A 15728-nucleotide genomic window follows, 5' to 3' on the forward strand; every position below is an offset into this window, starting at 1 on the left:
AGGAGATGAGGGGGTGGGGGGGGGAGGAGGGGCGGCCGGACCGGCGGTAGGGGTTGGCCCCGTAGTGGTGAGGGGGGGGGGGGGGGGGGGGGCCCCCCCCCCCCGGGGGGGGCCCCCCCCCCCCCACGTCCGCGCGGTGTCAGTCGATCGACGGCTTCTCCCTGCGCTCCGGGATCTTCTTCTCGGAGCTGCCGCCGGACGAGCTCGAACCTCCGCCCAGGCCACCGAAGTTGCCCATGGCGCCGGACAGGCCCTTGAGGGCGTCGCCGATCTCGCTGGGCACGATCCAGAGCTTGTTGGCGTCTCCCTCGGCGATCTTCGGGAGCATCTGGAGGTACTGGTAGGAGAGGAGCTTCTGGTCTGGGTCGCCTGCGTGAATGGCCTCGAAGACCGTGCGGACGGCCTGGGCCTCGCCCTCGGCGCGCAGGGCGGCGGCCTTGGCCTCACCCTCGGCGCGCAGGATCTGGGACTGCTTCTCGCCCTCGGCGGTGAGGATGGCCGCCTGGCGCGTACCTTCGGCGGTGAGGATCGCGGCGCGCTTGTCGCGGTCGGCGCGCATCTGCTTCTCCATCGAGTCCTGGATGGAGGTGGGCGGTTCGATCGCCTTCAGCTCGACGCGGTTGACGCGGATGCCCCACTTGCCGGTGGCCTCGTCGAGGACGCCGCGCAGGGCCGCGTTGATCTCCTCGCGGGAGGTGAGGGTCCGCTCCAGGTCCATGCCACCGATGATGTTGCGGAGCGTGGTGACGGTGAGCTGCTCGATCGCCTGGATGTAGCTGGCGACTTCGTAGGTCGCGGCGCGGGCGTCGGTCACCTGGTAGTAGATGACGGTGTCGATGTTGACGACCAGGTTGTCCTGGGTGATCACCGGCTGCGGCGGGAACGGGACGACCTGTTCGCGCAGGTCGATGCGGTTGCGGATGGTGTCGATGAACGGGACGACGATGTTGAGGCCGGCGTTGAGCGTCCGCGTGTAGCGGCCGAATCGCTCGACGATGGCGGCGCTGGCCTGTGGAATGACCTGGATCGTCTTGATCAGGGCGATGAAGACCAACACCACCAGAATGATCAAGACGATGATGACTGGTTCCATCGTGCTCCCCGTCCCCTTTTCCGCGTCTCCGACTCGAGCGCCTTTTGGAAGATCTTATGGCTGTTGAAGATCTTGCTGGTCGAGTGTGACAGACCGTCGTGTACCTCGGGAGGTCTTCGGTTCACTTGCGTCGTACGGGAGTTGTACAAGGTCAGATGACGATCGCCGTGGCCCCCTCGATCTCCACGACGTCGACTTCCTGACCGACCTCGTAGGCGCGGTCGGTGTCGAGGGCGCGCGCCGACCAGACTTCTCCGGCGAGTTTGATCCGGCCGCCCGAGCCGTCGACGCGCTCCAGTACGACGGCCTGCTTCCCCTTCAACGCGTCCACTCCGGTGGCGAGTCGGGGGCGTTGTGCGCTGTGGCGGGCCGCGATGGGCCGTACGACGGCGATCAGGGCGACCGACACGGCGATGAAGATGAGGACCTGGGCCACGGCGCCGAGGCCGAGTCCCGCCGCGATCGCACCGGCCACCGCGCCGACCGCGAGCATGCCGAACTCCGGCATCGCGGTCACCACGAGCGGGATTCCCAGCGCTGCCGCGCCGACGAGCCACCACACCCACGCCTCGATGTCGTTCACACGGTCATGGTAGGTCCGAGTGCCGTGCCGCCGACAGGGCGCGGGAGGGGCGGTCAGGACAGGGGCAGGCCCTGTGCGGTCCAGCGTTCGCCGACCTGTTCCACGACGAGCGGGAGGCCGAAGCAGAGGGAGAGGTTGCGGGAGGTGAGTTCGAGCTCGACCGGGCCGGCTGCGAGGACCTTGCCCTGACGGATCATGAGGACGTGGGTGAAGCCTGGGGCGATCTCCTCGACATGGTGGGTGACCATGATCATGGAGGGGGCGATCGGGTCGCGGGCGAGGCGGCCGAGCCGGCGTACGAGGTCCTCGCGGCCGCCGAGGTCGAGACCGGCGGCGGGCTCGTCGAGGAGCAGCAGCTCGGGGTCGGTCATCAGGGCGCGGGCGATGAGGGTGCGCTTGCGCTCGCCCTCGGAGAGGGTGCCGAACTTCCGCTCGAGGTACTCGCTCATGCCGAGGCGGTCGAGGAAGGCGCGGGCGCGCTGCTCGTCGATGTCCTCGTACTCCTCCTGCCAGGCGGCCGTCATGCCGTACGCGGCCGTCAGGACCGTCTGGAGGACGGTCTGGCTCTTGGGGAGCTTGTCGGCGAGGGCGATGCCGGCCATGCCGATGCGGGGGCGCAGTTCGAAGACGTCGGTGCCCGGCTGTCCGAGGGTCTCGTCGAGGACGGAGACGGTGCCGGAGCTGGGGAAGAGGTAGGTGGAGGCGATGTTCAGAAGAGTCGTCTTGCCGGCTCCGTTGGGGCCGAGGATGACCCAGCGCTCGCCTTCCTTGACCGACCAGGAGACCTGGTCCACCAGAGCCCGGCCCTCGCGGACCACGGATACGTCCTGAAGCTCCAGAACATCGCTCATTGGCGCGTTGTCTCCCCTTGCAGTGTGGCCGGTCTCGGTTGTCGCGGGCGCCGGTGGCTCGGACCGCCGCGCTTGGGTGGGCGCGGCCCCTCGGGAAAATCTACGCCACCGGTCGGGGGGGCCGTTCCATCGGTCCGGTCCTTAGGGTGGAGACATGCTCTCGGAATCGCGCTCTGGTCGCCTTGCAGCTTGGGGAAATGCCCTGTTGGCCGGACTTGTCTCGCCGGACGACGCCGTACTCGCCGTCGTCGGTGAGGACGCCGTGCACCGGGTGGAGGGACTGCCCGGCGAGTCGGGGCCGGTCGGGCTCACGCTCGCGCTCGGCCGGCTGCGGGCGATGGGGGTGACCGGGCTGCGGGTGGCGCTGCCCGCGCCGGGGCATCCGCTGGGGCTGAGCGGGCCGCCCGAGTTCAACGCGCGGGCGATCGAGGCCGAGGAGGCGGTGGTCTGTCACGGGGCCGCGCTGGGTCTGGTGCCGGAGGTGTCCGAGGCCGGCCCCGCCGGTGATGTGCATGTCGAGGTGGTGTGGCACTGCCTGCCGGTGCGGGAGGCTCCGCCGGCCGATGTGCCGTCGCTGGGTGAGGCCGAGCGGGAGCTGGCGGAGGCGTTGCGGGAGGCGACGGCGGTGCTGTCGCGGCTGGACGTCGCCGGGTCGGGGCCGGTGGCGGAGGCGGCGATCGACGCGTACCGGGCGCAAGTCGATGGGACGGCGCGAAGCGCCTCGTTGAGGGGCGGTGGTCGGGCGACGGGCGGGAGGGGGCGGGAGGTGCTGGCGCCGGGGTATCCGCCGCGGGCGGTGCGGGTGCTGGAGCTGGCGCAGCGGGTGGGGCTGCTGGTGTCTCTGGCTGGTGAGAGCGGGCACGGGGGCGCGGTCAGCTCCGGGGAGATGGCGGCGCGGGCGGAGGCGCTGCGGCCGGTGGAGCGTACGGCTCGCAGGGCGCAGGTCGCGGCGTACAACGCGTATGTGGAGGAGCGGGAGCGGGGATGAGCGCGGGCCGCCGGACCGGCGGTGTCGCCGGTCCGGCGCATGCGAAGGGGCCCTCGTGTCGTCGTCGACACGTGGGCCCCTTCGCGGTGTGCGGTGACGTCAGTCGTTCACGCCGGTGTTGCCGAACGCGGGGTTCAGCAGGGCGAAGCCGTTGAGGGTGTTGCCGACCACGTTGACGGGGACGTGGACGGGGACCTGGACGACGTTGCCGGAGACGACGCCCGGCGACTTCACGGCCGCGCCCTCTGCACCCGAGTCGGCGACAGCGGCGCCGGCCGAGGCACCGGCGGCGATGCCGGCGACGGAGAGGGCCACGGCAGCCTTCTTGGCGATGTTCATGGGTGAGATCCTCCTGCGTGTACGTGTCCGACCCGACCCGCGGGCCGTGCGCTGATCAACGCGGCGGTGATCGGGAACGGTGCGGGGCAAAGCCGGAGGACTGCCCGTTCGGATCATTGGGGTGACAAACGGACGGGCCTCCCTCGTGTGGGCGCCGAGGGAGGCCGGAGGTCGGTACGGCGGGACCTCAGTGGTTGAGGCCCAGGTTGCCGAAGGCCGGGTTCAGCACGCCGATCACGTTGACGCTGTTGCCGACGGCGTTGACCGGGATGTGCACCGGGGCTTGGACGACGTTGCCCGAGACGACGCCCGGCGAGCCCTTGGCCGCGCCGTGGGCCGTGGCGCCGTCGGTGGCGGAGGCCATGCCGGCCCCCGCGGCCACGAGGCCGCCGGCCACCATCGTCACGGCCGCTGCCTTCTTCAGGTTCTTCACTTCTCGAGTCCTCCTAGCGACGGCCGCGGCAGTCGCCGCGGCACGCACTGGAGAACGGCGGGGCTCCCCGGAGGTTGCGCCGTTCGGGGGACATTCCCACGACGGTATGAATCTCAGCCCGGAGCGGAACCCTCCGTATTGCCGTCCGTATCGCCCTCCGGATCGCCTCCGTGGGGCCGTGCGGAGAGCGTTTCAGCCGGTCACGCCGTGGCGTACGGCCCAGAGCGCGGCCTGGGTGCGGTCGGCGAGGTCGAGTTTCATCAGGATGTTCGAGACGTGGGTCTTGACGGTCTTCTCGGAGAGGACGAGGGCCCTGGCGATCTCGCGGTTGGAGCGGCCGTCCGCTATCAGGCCGAGCACCTCGCGCTCGCGTTCCGTGAGCGAGCCGCCTCTGCCCTGGCCCGAGTTGGACTCCTCCTGGGCGAGGAGGGCGCCCGCCACCTCCGGCTGGAGCAGGATGTGCCCGGCGTGGACGGAGCGGATGGCGCCGGCGAGGGCGTCGGGGTCCACGTCCTTGTAGACGTACCCGGCGGCGCCGGCGCGCAGGGCCGGGACCACCGTGCGTTGTTCGGTGAAGCTGGTGACGATCAGGACGCGCACGGGGTTGTCCAGCTCACGGAGCCTGCGCAGGGCCTCCACGCCGTCCATGCCGGGCATCTTGACGTCCATCAGGACGACGTCGGGTTTCAGCTCCTCGGCGCGCTCGACGCCCTCGGCTCCGTCGGCGGCCTCGCCGACGACCTCGATGTCGGCCTGGACCTCCAGAAAGGTGCGCAGGCCCCGGCGGACGACCTGGTGGTCGTCGACGATCAGCACCTTGATTGCGTCAGCCACCGGGGGCCTCCATCTCGATCGTGGTGCCCTTGCCGGGCGCCGATTCCACCGTGAGCGTGCCGCCGACGCCGCCGGCCCGGTCCCGCATCGACACCAGGCCGAGGTGGCGGCCGGCCCGGCGGATCGTGGCGGGCTCGAAGCCGCTGCCGTCGTCGGTGATGCGCAGGACCGTGTCGGTGCCGCGCTTGTGGAGGGTCACGTCGACGTGTTCCGCGCCGGAGTGGCGCAGGGCGTTGTGCAGGGCCTCCTGGGCGACGCGCAGCAGCGCCTCCTCCTGGGCGGCGGGCAGGGCGCGGACGCCGCGGCTGGTGAACGTCACGCGCGCGGTGTGGGCGCGGTCGAGGACCTGGATCTGGGTGCGCAGGGTGGCGACGAGGCCGTCCTCGTCGAGGGCGGCGGGGCGCAGCTCCACTACGGCGGCGCGCAGTTCGTCGGCGGCCTCCGCGGCGAGTGTGGCGACCTGCTGCAGCTCGCCCTTGGCGCGGGAGGGGTCGCGGTCGACGAGGGCGGCGGCGGCCTGGGCCGTCAGGCGAAGGGAGAACAGCTTCTGGGCGACCGCGTCGTGCAGCTCGTGGGCGAGCCGGGAGCGCTCCTCGGCGATGGTCAGTTCGCGGCTGCGCTCGTAGAGGCGGGCGTTGGTGAGGGCTATGGCCGCGTGCTGGGCGAGGATGGCGAGCAGTTCCTCGTCCTCCTCGGTGAAGCCGCAGCTGCCCTCCGGCTTCGGGCAATGCTTGTTGGCCAGGAACAGCGCGCCGATGATCTCGTCGCCGTCGCGGATGGGCAGGCCCAGGAAGTCGGACATCTCGGGGTGGGCGGACGGCCAGCCCTCGAAGCGGGGGTCCTTGCGCACGTCGGCGAGGCGCTCGGGGCGGGCCTCGTGCAGCATCGAGGCCAGGATGCCGTGCTGGCGGGGCAGGGGGCCGATGGCCTTCCACTGTTCGTCGCTGACGCCGTCGACGACGAACTGGGCGAAGCCGCCGTGGTCGTCAGGGACCCCGAGCGCGGCGTACTGCGCGTCGAGCAGCTCCCGGGCGGAGGCGACGATCGTCTTGAGGACGTCGCGCACCTCGAGATGCCTGCTCATGGCCAGCAGCGCGGAACTGACCGCGGCGAGGCCGGACCGGGGACCTTGACTCATGCCCTCACGGTACCGGCGGGGTGTGACAGCGCGGATCGGACCAGTGACGGCCCGGGGGTAGGCCCACAGGCCTAGGACGGAGGTCCCCCGTACGACGGCGTAGGGCGCGGGGACCGGGCGCGGCGGCGTACGACGAAGGGCCCCGGCGGACCCCGTCCCGCGTCCGAGGCGGGCCCGGGGGGCCGGTTCCTACGGTGGGGTCACCGCCGACGGAGGCGGTCGGACGAGGGGACGGTTGTCATGCCGGTAGCGATCATCACGGGGGCCTCGAAGGGGCTCGGGCGGGCGCTGGCCGAAGGGCTGGCCGCGCGGGGCTGGGATCTGGTGCTGGACGCCAGGACGGAGGAGGCGCTGAAGGAGGCGGCGGCCGCGGTCGAGGGGCACGGGACCGTGGTCCGGGCGATCGCGGGGGACGTCACCGACGCCGCGCACCGGTCGGCGCTGGTGGCGGCGGCCTGGGGGCTCGGCGGCTGCGACCTGGTGGTGAGCAACGCGAGCGCGCTGGGCGCCGAGCCGCTGGTGCGGCTGGAGGCGCTGCCGCCGGCCGGGCTGCGGCGGGCGCTGGAGGTGAACGTCGTGGCGGCGCTGGGCCTGGTGCAGGAGGCGCTGCCGCTGCTGCGGGCGGCGCCGGCGGGTGCGGTGATCACGGTCAGTTCGGACGCGGCCGCCGAGGCGTACGAGACGTGGGGCGGCTACGGGGCCTCCAAGGCGGCGCTGGACCATCTCGCGGCGGTGCTCGGCGAGGAGGAGCCGGGGCTGCGGGTGTGGGCGGTGGACCCCGGGGACATGGCAACGGACCTGTACGCGGCGGCTGTGCCGGACGACGACGGGGCGCGGCCGGAGCCGGGCAGTGTGGTGCCGGGCTTCCTGCGGCTGCTGGACGAGCGGCCGGCGAGCGGGCGGTATGCGGCTCCGGCGCTGTCGGAGGGCCGGCGATGACGCTGGCGGTGCGGGTGCCCGAGGAGCTGTCGGCGCGGGTGCCGGCCGAGCAGCGCGGGCCCGGGCGGGGCCGGGACGACGTACGGCTGCTGGTGTCACGCGGGACGGAGGTGGCGCATCACGCGTTCCGGGAGCTGCCGTGTCTGCTGCGGGCCGGGGACCTGCTGGTGGTGAACACCTCGCCCACGCTGGCGGCGGCGGTGGACGGGCGGGTCGGGCACGCGCCTGTGGTGGTGCACTTCTCCACGCGCGGGGACGACGGGCGGTGGGCCGTCGAGCTGCGGGATCCGGACGGGAAGGGCACCACACGCGCGCGTGCGGGAGGTCCGGCGGGCACGGAGGTGCGGCTGCCCGGGGGTGTGCTGCTGGTGCTGGAGGAGGCGCTGAGCCCGGGCAGCGGGCGGCTGTGGTGGGCGCGGGTGTCGGGCGGGGCGGTGCCGGGGCTGCTGCGGGAGCACGGGCGGCCGATCCGTTACTCCTACACCGAGCGGGACCAGCCGCTGTCCGTGTACCAGACGGTGTTCGCGCTGCCGTCGGCGGACGGTTCGGGCAGTGCGGAGATGCCGAGTGCGGCGCGGCCGTTCACCGCGCGGCTGGTGGCGGAGCTGGTGAGCCGTGGGGTGCAGTTCGCGCCGGTCACCCTGCACACCGGGGTGGCCTCGGCGGAGGCGCACGAGCCGCCGTATCCGGAGCGGTTCGCGGTGCCGGAGGCGTCGGCCCGGCTGATCAACGCGGTGCGGGCGGGGGAAGGGCGGGTGATCGCCGTGGGGACGACGGCGGTGCGGGCGGTGGAGTCGGCGGCGGGTGCGGACGGGGTCGTACGCGCGCGTGCGGGGTGGACGGATCTCGTCGTGACGCCCGAGCGGGGGGTGCGGGTGGTGGACGGGCTGCTGACCGGGCTGCACGAGCCGGAGGCCTCGCATCTGCTGATGCTGGAGGCGGTGGCGGGGCGGGCCGCGATCGACCGGGGCTACGACGAGGCGCAGCGCGAGCTCTACCTGTGGCACGAGTTCGGGGACGTGCATCTCGTCCTGCCGGCCGAGAACCTCACGCTGGGGATTGCTTCAGCAACTGCGTGTGAGAACGAGGGTAGGCGGGTGTGAGCCCGCACATAGGGCGCACATCACCTACTAGGGGTCATAGGAGATAAGGGGATCCTGAGTGAACGGGACGGACTGTGCAGTCTGTCCCGTTTTGCCCTTCCCTGATCCACTATCGGGGATAGTGGATCACACCTTTGCCTGGTCATTTTGCGGCCGCTAAGAATGGCTGCCGTCGCTCAGTGCCGCGGGTTCTCGCCCGCGGCACTCGTGCCTCAAGCACCCGCTGTCCGCCGCCGGACGAGGAGAGCGACCTCCGCGCTATTCGAAGAGGTCCATCCGCCATGCCCAAGAACACTCACAAGATCGCGATCGCCGGTGTCGCCACCCTCGGTGCCGCCGCCCTCGCCTTCTCCGTGGTGCCGGCCGACGCGCAGACGACCACGACGGACGCCGCCCCCTCGGCCCGCGTGGCGTACAGCTCCGAGCCCGTGCGCGACGTCCAGGGCAGCGTGACCGACCAGCTGGCCGGCACGAGCGTGAAGGTCGAGGCCATCGAGGCGAAGAAGGAGGCCGCGGTGGCCGCCGTGGCCAAGAGGAAGGCCGCCGCCGCGGCCACCGCCAAGGCCGCCGCCACGAAGAGGAAGGCGGCCGCCGTGGCCGCCGCCCGCAAGGCCGCCGCCGCGCGTGACGCCAAGGAGGGCGCGAGCCGCTCCACGCACCGCGTCGCGGTCCGCCAGATCGCCGTCAAGAGCTACGCCAACAACCTGGACGGCTGGATCCGCAAGTCCCTGGAGATCATGAACGCCAAGGGCATCCCGGGCAGCTACAGCGGGCTGCACCGCAACATCATGCGCGAGTCCTCGGGCAACCCGAACGCCATCAACAACTGGGACATCAACGCCGTCAACGGCGTGCCCTCCAAGGGCCTGCTCCAGGTGATCCAGCCGACCTTCAACGCCTACCACGTGGCCGGCACCTCCTGGAACATCTACGACCCGATCGCCAACATCACCGCCGCGGCGAACTACGCCGCCGACCGGTACGGCTCGATCGACAACGTCAACAGCGCGTACTGACCCGCTGCCGCACGCCGAAGGGCGGCGCCCCGTCCTGGGGCGCCGCCCTTCGCGGTCGTACGGAACGGGCTACTTGCGCATGACCTCGGGCTCGTGGCGGCGCAGGAAGCGGGCCACGAAGAAGCCGCAGATCACGCCGATGGCGATCAGGGCGGCCATGTCCAGGCCCCAGGCGCCGACCGTGTGGTTCCACAGCGGGTCGGTGTCGCCGCCGTCCGAGGGCGGGCTGATCTTGTTGAAGTCCAGCGTGGCGCCCGCGGCGGCCACCGCCCAGCGCGACGGCATCAGATACGAGAACTCGTTGACGCCGATCGAGCCGTTCAGCGTGAACAGACAGCCCGTGAACACCACCTGGATGATCGCGAACATCACCAGCAGCGGCATGGTCTTCTCGGCGGTCTTCACCAGCGAGGAGATGATCAGGCCGAACATCATCGAGGTGAAGCCCAGCGCCATGATCGGGATGGACAGCTCGACCAGCGTCGCGCTGCCGAGCACCAGGCCCTCCGCCGGGATCTCCCGGCTGGAGAAGCCGATGACGCCGACCATCAGACCCTGGAGCACGGTGATCACGCCGAGCACGAACACCTTGGACATCAGGTACGCCGACCGTGACAGGCCGGTCGCGCGCTCCCGCTCGTAGATGACCCGTTCCTTGATCAGCTCACGGACGGAGTTCGCCGCGCCCGCGAAGCAGGCGCCGACCGCGAGGATCAGCAGGACGGTGGTGGCCGTGCCGTTGGGGATGATCCGGCCGGTCTGCGGGTTGGGCGCGTTGGGCAGCAGCCCCTTGCCGGAGTCGATGAGCAGGCTCACCGCGCCGAGGACGCCCGGCAGGATCACCATCAGGGCCAGGAAGCCCTTGTCGGAGACGATCACCGAGACATAGCGGCGCACCAGCGTGACGAACTGGGACATCCAGCCCTGCGGCTTCGGCGGCTTCATCGCCTGCATCGGCGGCACCTGTACGGACTGCGGCGCGATGGCGTCGATGTCCGCGGCGTACATCTGGTAGTGCTGCGAGCCCTTCCAGCGGCCCGCCCAGTCGTAGTCGCGGTAGTTCTCGAAGGCGGAGAAGACATCGGCCCAGGTGTCGTAGCCGAAGAAGTTCAGCGCCTCCTCCGGCGGACCGAAGTAGGCGACCGCGCCGCCCGGCGCCATCACCAGGAGCTTGTCGCAGATCGCGAGTTCGGCCACCGAGTGGGTGACGACGAGGACCGTACGGCCGTCGTCGGCGAGGCCGCGCAGCAGCTGCATGACGTCGCGGTCCATGCCCGGGTCGAGGCCCGAGGTGGGCTCGTCCAGGAAGATCAGGGACGGCTTGGTGAGCAGCTCCAGGGCCACGGACACGCGCTTGCGCTGGCCGCCGGAGAGGGAGGTGACCTTCTTCTCCTTGTGGATGTCCAGCTTCAGCTCGCGCAGCACCTCGTCGATCCGGGCGTCGCGTTCGACACCCGTGGTGTCGGCCGGGAAGCGGAGCTTGGCCGCGTACTTGAGGGCCTTCTTGACGGTCAGTTCCTTGTGCAGGATGTCGTCCTGCGGGACCAGACCGATGCGCTGGCGCAGCTCGGCGAACTGCTTGTACAGGTTGCGGTTGTCGTAGAGGACGTCGCCCTGGTTGGCGGGGCGGTAGCCGGTCAGCGCCTTGAGCAGCGTCGACTTGCCGGAACCGGACGGTCCGATGACCGCGATCAGGGACTTCTCCGGGACGCCGAAGGAGACGTCCTTGAGGATCTGCTTGCCGCCGTCGACCGTGACGGTGAGGTGGCGGGCGGAGAAGGAGACCTCACCGGTGTCGACGAACTCCTCGAGCCGGTCGCCGACGATCCGGAACGTCGAGTGGCCGACGCCGACGATGTCCGTGGGGCCGAGCAGCTGGGTGCCGCCCTTGGCGATCGGCTGACCGTTGACGTACGTGCCGTTGTGCGAGCCGAGGTCGCGGATCTCCATGCGGCCGTCGGGCGTCGAGTGGAACTCGGCGTGGTTGCGGGAGACCTGGAGGTCGGAGACGACCAGGTCGTTCTCCAGGGCACGGCCGATGCGCATCACGCGGCCCAGGGAGAACTGGTGGAACGTGGTGGGGCTGCGGTCGCCGTAGACCGGCGGCGCCCCCGCGCCGACGCCGGGGCCCTGGCCCTGCTGCGGGATCCGCGGTGCGGCGGGCTGCTGCGGCGGCTGCCAGCCGGGCTGCGCGGTGTTCGCGGCCGGCGGCTGGGGCGCCTGCTGGGCCCACGCCTGGTTCGCGCCCTGCGCGGCGTACGGCTGCTGCTGGGGCTGGGCGACGGGCGCCTGCGCTCCCGAGACGTTCACGCGCGGGCCGTCGGTCGCGTTGCCCAAGTGCACCGCCGTGCCGGGGCCGATGTCCAGCTGGTGGATCCGCTGGCCCTGCACGAACGTGCCGTTGGTGCTGCCGTGGTCCTCGATCACCCAACCACGGCCGTTGAAGCTGACCGTGGCGTGGCGCCAGGAGACCCTGGCGTCCTCGAACACGAGGTCCCCCTGCGGATCACGTCCGAGGGTGTATGGCCTGGACGGATCGAGCGTCCAGGTGCGTCCGTTCAATTCCAGTACGAGTTCCGGCACTCCATGCCCCACTGAGTAGTCCCCCGAGTTACGCCCCATCACAGGGAGTCTAGGGATGTCGAACATCGTCGGGAACTATTTCAGGCCCGGCCCCCTGACCGAAAGTCGGGCCTTGTGAAGAGCCTGCGCGGGCGCATCGGCCGTTCCCGTTGACGGGGTTGAAAACGGCCCGGAGAGTGGTAAAGGCACGCGAGGGGGACGGAAGCGGCGATCTTCGCCGCCGCGCGCGGATCGGGGGGTCTGCATGAGTGCGGGCACAGGGGTCGGGAGCAACAAGGGCGTGGCGTACGGCGGGAGCGTGCCGTGGGTGGACGTACTGCTGTCCGCGATCGCCGCGGTGAGCTGGGCGTTGATCGGGATGGCCGGGACGGCCGCGCTCGGTCTGCATCTGCTGGGCGCGGACACGGCGGGCTCGTTGGGCCCGATGACGGCGGCCGTCGTGGCCCTCGGGGCCGGCGGCTCGGTCACGCCGTCCGGCGATGTGTCGGCGTTCGGGCTGACGGGCGCCGAGGCGAACACGGCCATCGAGATCGCGCCACTGGGGGTGAGCCTGGTCGGGGCACTGCTGCTGTCGTGGTTCTTCCTACGGTCCCTGCGCACGGCCGGAGTTGTGGTCGCACCGGCCGAACTGCTCTCCCGCGCGGGCGCGGTGGTCGCGCTGTTCGTGGCGATGCTCGGCGGGCTGGCCTGGGCGGGCCACGACGTCATCACGCTCGACGGCGGCGCGCTCGGGCTGGACGACCTGCCCGGCGGAGGCGGAGGCGGGGGCGGCGGGGGCGGCGGTCTGGAGATCCCCGGGCTCGGGGACATCGGGGACATCGGGGGGCTGCTGCCCGACCGGATCGGGGATCTGGTCGACGCGAAGGCGGCGGTGGGGTTCACCGTCGACACCGCGCCCACCCTGCTCGGCGGGCTCGCCTGGTCCGCCGGGATCCTACTGATCGCCCTGCTGGCCTCGCGCCGCACACCGCTCCCGCGCGGGTGGGAGGCGGTGCACCGCGTGGTACGGCCGGCCGTGTCCGCCCTGGTCACCGTGGTGTTGGTGGCCGTGGCGGCCGGGCTCGCGGCGGCGGCGTACGCGGCGATCGGCGACGCGCATCCGAAGCGGATCGCCGGAGCGGCTCTGCTCGGCGCCCCGAACGGGGTGTGGCTGGGCCTGTCCATCGGCCTGTTCGTGCCCTGGGACGGCGGCGCCACGGGCGTTCTCACCCAGGTCCTCCCGGACCCGCTGGACGACCTGCTCGGCTCCCGTTCGGGTCAGTCGGTGACGCTGGGCCGCCTGGCCGAGCTGGACGGGCGGGTGTGGCTGCTGGGCGTGGCCACGGCGGTGATGATGCTGCTGGCGGGGGTGCTGAGCGCGGTGCGGACGCCGGTGGGGGGCGGCACGGGCGGGCGTGAGCTGCCCGGGGCCGGGCCCGGGGGTGGTGGTGTCGCCGGGTTCGTGGGGCGGTGTGCGCTGCGGCTGGGGATCGTGACCGCGGTGGCGTTGCCGTTGCTGGGGTGGCTCGCTGCCGTGTCCGTGGACGCCTCGCTGTCCGTGCTCGGCTTCGACGCGTTCGGTGCGGGGATCGAGCTGCACGGGAACGCCGGCCTGGCGCTGCTTCTCGGTGCGGCGTGGGGCGCGGGTGCGGGGGCCGCGGGTGCGCTGCTGGCGTGCGCCACGGGGGCGGCGGGCCGGCGGGCGGCGCGGCTGGCACTGGGTGACGTGGGGGCCGGGTCGGGCGTCGGGCCGGGGGCTGGAGCGGGGGCCGGGTCGGGAGCTGGGGCGGGAATCGGGCCGGGGGCAGGTGCGGGGGTCGGGGGTCCGCCCGAGGCGGGTGCGGGGCTGCGTCAGGGCGGGGGCGAGGGCTCCGGGCCGTACGCGCCGAACGCGTCGTACCGGGCGCCGAATCCGGCGACCAACCCGTATCTGCGGGTACCGGAGGAGGTGCGGGGGCCGCAGGACGCGCGGCCTGGCCAGGGACTGCCGGGTGAGGGGCGGGCTGGTCAGGGGCGGCCCGGTGAAGGGCAGGCCGGTGAGGGGCGGGGAGCGGGGAACGCCGGAGGTGGGGGGCGCGGCGGCGGTCGGAGTGACCGTGGCGGCGGCCGGGGTCCGCAGGCGAGGTCGTACGAGAGTGCGCGGCCGGGTGAGCCCTCGGTGGGTGAGGGGCGCAGTGCCGGTGGGGCGCGGCCCGGGCCGGAGGCCGGGGGGCCGTCGTCGCCGGGGTCGGGGTCGGGGTCGGGGTCCGGCAGGCCCTCGTCACCGGGGCCGGGGTCCGGTGGGGCGCCCGGTCAGGGGGATGACGTGTACGGCGCGCCGACCGTCGTACGTCCGATGGGGCCGCTGCCTCCTCGGCGGCCGCGCGGGGCCGGGCCGGACGACGGTCCGCCGCCCCCTCCCCCGCCACCGCCGCCCGCTCCGAGGGGGCCGAAGAAGCCGCGGTGAAGGGTGCGGCGGGCGCGCGGGAGCGGCCGTAAGGCACCCTTCACCCGCACGACGTCCACTGTTCCCTGTCCGCTGGGCGGACCTGAGCGGCGTTCGGCACGGGGTGCCGGATACGGTGGGGTACATCATGAGCGCGCAGACTTCGTCCTCAGACGTCCCTACTCTCCTCGTCAAGATTTTCGGCAAGGACAGGCCGGGCATCACGGCCGGCCTCTTCGACACCCTCGCCGCCTTCTCCGTCGACGTGGTCGACATCGAGCAGGTCGTCACGCGTGGCCGCATGGTGCTGTGCGCGCTCGTGACCGAACCTCCGCACGGGCGGGAGGGTGACCTACGGTCGACGGTCCACAGCTGGGCCGAGTCGATCAAGATGCAGGCGGAGATCATCTCGGGCCTCGGCGACAACCGGCCGCGTGGCCTGGGACGCTCCCTCGTGACCGTGCTCGGCCATCCGCTCACCGCGGAGGCGACCGCCGCCATCGCCGCGCGGATCACCCGGGCCGGCGGCAACATCGACCGTATCTTCCGGCTCGCCAAGTACCCCGTGACGGCGGTCGAGTTCGCGATCTCCGGTGTGGAGACCTCGCAGCTGCGCCCGGCCCTGGTCACGGACGCGGCCGCGCTCGGCGTGGACGTCGCGGTCGTGGACGCGGGCCTGCACCGGCGGGCCCAGCGGCTCGTCGTGATGGACGTGGACTCCACCCTGATCCAGGACGAGGTGATCGAGCTCTTCGCCGCGCACGCGGGCTGTGAGGACAAGGTCGCCGAGGTGACCGCGGCGGCGATGCGCGGTGAGCTGGACTTCGAGCAGTCGCTGCACGCGCGTGTGGCGCTGCTGGAGGGGCTGGACGTCTCGGTCGTGGACAAGGTGCGCGCCGAGGTGCGGCTGACGCCGGGTGCGCGCACGCTGATCCGGACGCTGAAGCGGCTCGGCTACCAGGTGGGTGTGGTCTCCGGTGGCTTCACTCAGGTCACCGACGATCTGAAGGAGCGGCTGGGGCTGGACTTCGCCCAGGCCAACACGCTGGAGATCGTCGACGGGAAGCTGACCGGCCGGGTGACCGGCGAGATCGTGGACCGTGCGGGCAAGGCGCGGCTGCTGCGCAGGTTCGCCGCCGAGGCGGGCGTACCGCTCTCGCAGACCGTGGCGATCGGTGACGGTGCGAACGATCTGGACATGCTGAACGCGGCCGGGCTCGGGGTCGCCTTCAACGCCAAGCCGGTGGTGCGGGAGGCGGCGCACACGGCGGTGAACGTGCCGTTCCTGGACACCGTGCTGTATCTGCTGGGCATCACCCGCGAAGAGGTCGAGGCGGCGGACACCCACGACGAGGAGTAGGAGCGCCCTGGGCGTGACGGGGCGGGAACGCCCCGCGTGCGGACCAGGAGGGCCCGGCGCCGGC

At 72.2% G+C, this 15728-nt stretch carries 14 protein-coding genes; 6 read left to right on the forward strand and 8 right to left on the reverse strand.

Features of this window, described 5'->3' with window-relative positions; translation table 11 throughout:
- Nucleotides 1–139 precede the first annotated feature (139 nt).
- The 3 genes from ACZ6D7_RS37580 to ACZ6D7_RS37590 form a co-directional block, all read right to left on the reverse strand.
- Nucleotides 140–1093, reverse strand: a complete 954-nt coding sequence (locus ACZ6D7_RS37580) for an SPFH domain-containing protein (protein ID WP_469500745.1) — start codon at nt 1091–1093, stop codon at nt 140–142.
- 151 nt (nt 1094–1244) lie between these two features.
- Nucleotides 1245–1676: an NfeD family protein gene (locus ACZ6D7_RS37585; protein WP_469500746.1), complete on the reverse strand. Its 432-nt coding sequence runs from the start codon at nt 1674–1676 to the stop codon at nt 1245–1247.
- A 53-nt stretch (nt 1677–1729) separates the two neighbouring features.
- Nucleotides 1730–2527, reverse strand: coding sequence for an ABC transporter ATP-binding protein (locus ACZ6D7_RS37590; RefSeq protein ID WP_469500748.1), 798 nt, complete (start codon nt 2525–2527; stop codon nt 1730–1732).
- A gap of 154 nt (nt 2528–2681) precedes the next feature.
- On the opposite strand from ACZ6D7_RS37590, the gene ACZ6D7_RS37595 reads away from it, so the two are divergent.
- The gene (locus tag ACZ6D7_RS37595; protein WP_469500750.1) at nt 2682–3515 is read left to right on the forward strand and encodes a hypothetical protein; all 834 of its coding nucleotides are present in this window, start codon (nt 2682–2684) and stop codon (nt 3513–3515) included.
- A 99-nt stretch (nt 3516–3614) separates the two neighbouring features.
- Here the strand turns inward: ACZ6D7_RS37595 and ACZ6D7_RS37600 are convergent, their stop codons facing one another.
- The 4 genes from ACZ6D7_RS37600 to ACZ6D7_RS37615 form a co-directional block, all read right to left on the reverse strand.
- Complete coding sequence (locus tag ACZ6D7_RS37600; RefSeq protein ID WP_469500752.1) at nt 3615–3854, reverse strand: chaplin family protein; 240 nt, start codon at nt 3852–3854, stop codon at nt 3615–3617.
- A 187-nt stretch (nt 3855–4041) separates the two neighbouring features.
- Nucleotides 4042–4287, reverse strand: coding sequence for a chaplin ChpE (chpE, locus tag ACZ6D7_RS37605; protein ID WP_469500754.1), 246 nt, complete (start codon nt 4285–4287; stop codon nt 4042–4044).
- Nucleotides 4288–4479: 192 nt separating this feature from the next.
- The gene (locus ACZ6D7_RS37610) at nt 4480–5121 is read right to left on the reverse strand and encodes a response regulator (protein ID WP_469500756.1); all 642 of its coding nucleotides are present in this window, start codon (nt 5119–5121) and stop codon (nt 4480–4482) included.
- Nucleotides 5114–6259 (reverse strand): GAF domain-containing sensor histidine kinase, encoded by a 1146-nt coding sequence (locus ACZ6D7_RS37615; RefSeq protein WP_469500758.1) that lies wholly within the window; start codon nt 6257–6259, stop codon nt 5114–5116. Before ACZ6D7_RS37615 ends, ACZ6D7_RS37610 begins: the two co-directional genes overlap by 8 nt.
- A gap of 240 nt (nt 6260–6499) precedes the next feature.
- On the opposite strand from ACZ6D7_RS37615, the gene ACZ6D7_RS37620 reads away from it, so the two are divergent.
- From ACZ6D7_RS37620 to ACZ6D7_RS37630, 3 genes are all read left to right on the forward strand, one after another.
- A complete protein-coding gene (locus ACZ6D7_RS37620; RefSeq protein WP_469500760.1) occupies nt 6500–7198 on the forward strand; it encodes an SDR family NAD(P)-dependent oxidoreductase in 699 nt (232 codons plus the stop codon).
- Nucleotides 7195–8301: an S-adenosylmethionine:tRNA ribosyltransferase-isomerase gene (locus tag ACZ6D7_RS37625; protein ID WP_469500762.1), complete on the forward strand. Its 1107-nt coding sequence runs from the start codon at nt 7195–7197 to the stop codon at nt 8299–8301. Before ACZ6D7_RS37620 ends, ACZ6D7_RS37625 begins: the two co-directional genes overlap by 4 nt.
- 281 nt (nt 8302–8582) lie before the next feature.
- Nucleotides 8583–9317 (forward strand): transglycosylase SLT domain-containing protein, encoded by a 735-nt coding sequence (locus ACZ6D7_RS37630; protein WP_469500764.1) that lies wholly within the window; start codon nt 8583–8585, stop codon nt 9315–9317.
- A gap of 69 nt (nt 9318–9386) precedes the next feature.
- On the opposite strand, the gene ACZ6D7_RS37635 is transcribed toward ACZ6D7_RS37630, so the two are convergent.
- Complete coding sequence (locus ACZ6D7_RS37635) at nt 9387–11900, reverse strand: ABC transporter ATP-binding protein/permease (RefSeq protein WP_469500766.1); 2514 nt, start codon at nt 11898–11900, stop codon at nt 9387–9389.
- A gap of 244 nt (nt 11901–12144) precedes the next feature.
- On the opposite strand from ACZ6D7_RS37635, the gene ACZ6D7_RS37640 reads away from it, so the two are divergent.
- Entirely contained in the window at nt 12145–14325 is a 2181-nt protein-coding gene (locus ACZ6D7_RS37640; RefSeq protein WP_469500768.1) for a streptophobe family protein, read from the forward strand.
- Nucleotides 14326–14452: 127 nt separating this feature from the next.
- Entirely contained in the window at nt 14453–15664 is a 1212-nt protein-coding gene (serB, locus tag ACZ6D7_RS37645) for a phosphoserine phosphatase SerB (protein ID WP_469500770.1), read from the forward strand.
- Nucleotides 15665–15728 lie beyond the last annotated feature (64 nt).

This window comes from Streptomyces sp. NPDC041784 (assembly GCF_055591025.1).